Below are 1,565 nucleotides of genomic sequence, written 5' to 3'. Positions count from 1 at the left end.
ACAACTGATATGTAGGCGTTTCTTGTCAAGAGGGCAAGGGTGAGCGGCCCACGGCTGGTTGTCGTGGGCCGCTCGTTTTGTGTTCGTTCGGGGTCCTGTTCCGGGGTGGCTGGCGCGTCTTGATCGACGGCGCTGTCAGACTGATATGCGCGGGTTGGTTACCGCAGGACGAGGTGTTCGGCTGGAGGGGTGCCGCTGGTCTAGCAATGCCGGGCGTCACCGGTTGGTCGCCGGTTGTCCATAGGTGTATCGCGGGTCTCCTCCACGCTGCCGAGCCATCGAGCCCAGGCCGGGAACGGCACACATCTACTCATCCGTCCATGGCTGTTCCTGTTGGATTGCTGCGGCGAGGGACCAGCACCAGCCGGCCAGTTCCCTCGCGACGGCGACGTTGGCGATGACCCGGCGTTTGTGGCGGGCTTCGAACTGGTCCCACTTGCGGTGCAAACGGTGATTGCCTTGGTGGCCGCGGGCCCGGGAAGCTTCGTCGGCCGCGTTCCAGCGGGAACGCATGTCGCGGCTTACGCTGTTGTAGGGTCGACGGTGGTGCCAGGCGGCCTCGACCAGCAGGCGGCGGGCGTGGGTGTTGCCGGTTTTGGTGATGCCGCCCTGGGACCGGGAAGCACCGGAGGAATGCTCGGAAGGGACCAGGCCCAGATACGAGCCGATAGTGCTGCCGCTGAAGCGGGTCCAGTCACCGATCTCCACTGTCAGACCGAAAGCCGTCAGCACCGAGATTCCTCTCAAACACATCAGCGCCCGGACCACCGGGGCGTAGCGGTCAGTGAGGGCCAGGGCGGTGATCTTCGCGTCCAAACGGTTCCTGCGGTCCAGTGTCAGTTCCGCCGCTTCAAGGCTGGACTCGTAGGCGGCCTGCAGCGCAGGGTTATCGAAGTGTTGCCGGTGCAGCCAGGTGTGGTGGGCGTCGGTCCAGGCATTGCCCCCGGAATAAACCAAACCGTGGCGCAGGAGAAGCTTCGAGATCCGATGCCTGGCCCGCATCAGGTCTGCCCGGACGTCCTCACGAGCACGGACGAGATCCCTGGCTGCTTCATCGGCGTTCCCAGGAACCCGCACGGGCGTGATCTGTCCAAGTAGCGCCAGCCGGGCAAGATGCTCAGCATCCCGGGCATCTGTTTTCACCCGGTCCCCGGAAGGCCTTTGCAGCTTAGACGGCGCTGCAACCAAACACTCGATCCCTGCAGCGGCCAGCCGCCGAGCCAACCCGAAACCGGTCGGGCCTGCCTCATAAACAACAAGGACAGGACCACGCAAACCCGAAACCCACTCCAAAACCCCGGCCTCGCTGCCGGCCAGGCTCTGACGGAGGATTTCACCGGTTTCCTGGTCTATCGCGCAGCCCTTCACACTGCGGGCATGGACATCCAAACCCACGTAAGTACGCTTATTCATGGCTGGAACCTCCAGACGTTCAAATGTGGCTCTGCCAGTTCACACCCCGCACCTGCGTGCGGAAAGAGCCGACCGGCAACCCACGAACCTCTTTGAACCCGAGGTTCCGGCCCCTACCTCAGGGCCGGCCCGCCACACTTCATATCGTCTAG

General features: G+C 63.8%; 1 protein-coding gene. It reads right to left on the bottom strand.

What is annotated here, in order from left to right; all coding sequences use genetic code 11:
* Positions 1–306: 306 nt before the first annotated feature.
* Positions 307–1,413, bottom strand: coding sequence for an IS110 family transposase (locus tag ASF72_RS16455; RefSeq protein WP_056600657.1), 1,107 nt, complete (start codon positions 1,411–1,413; stop codon positions 307–309).
* Positions 1,414–1,565: the final 152 nt, after the last annotated feature.

This window comes from Arthrobacter sp. Leaf141 (assembly GCF_001424565.1).
Taxonomy (GTDB): domain Bacteria; phylum Actinomycetota; class Actinomycetes; order Actinomycetales; family Micrococcaceae; genus Arthrobacter.
This window is presented reverse-complemented; position numbering and strand designations above follow the sequence as displayed.

What these genes read in the sequence shown, in the direction of transcription:
- ASF72_RS16455 (WP_056600657.1), bottom strand. Translation starts at nt 1,413, where the DNA reads ATGAATAAGCGTACTTACGTGGGTTTGGATGTCCATGCCCGCAGTGTG.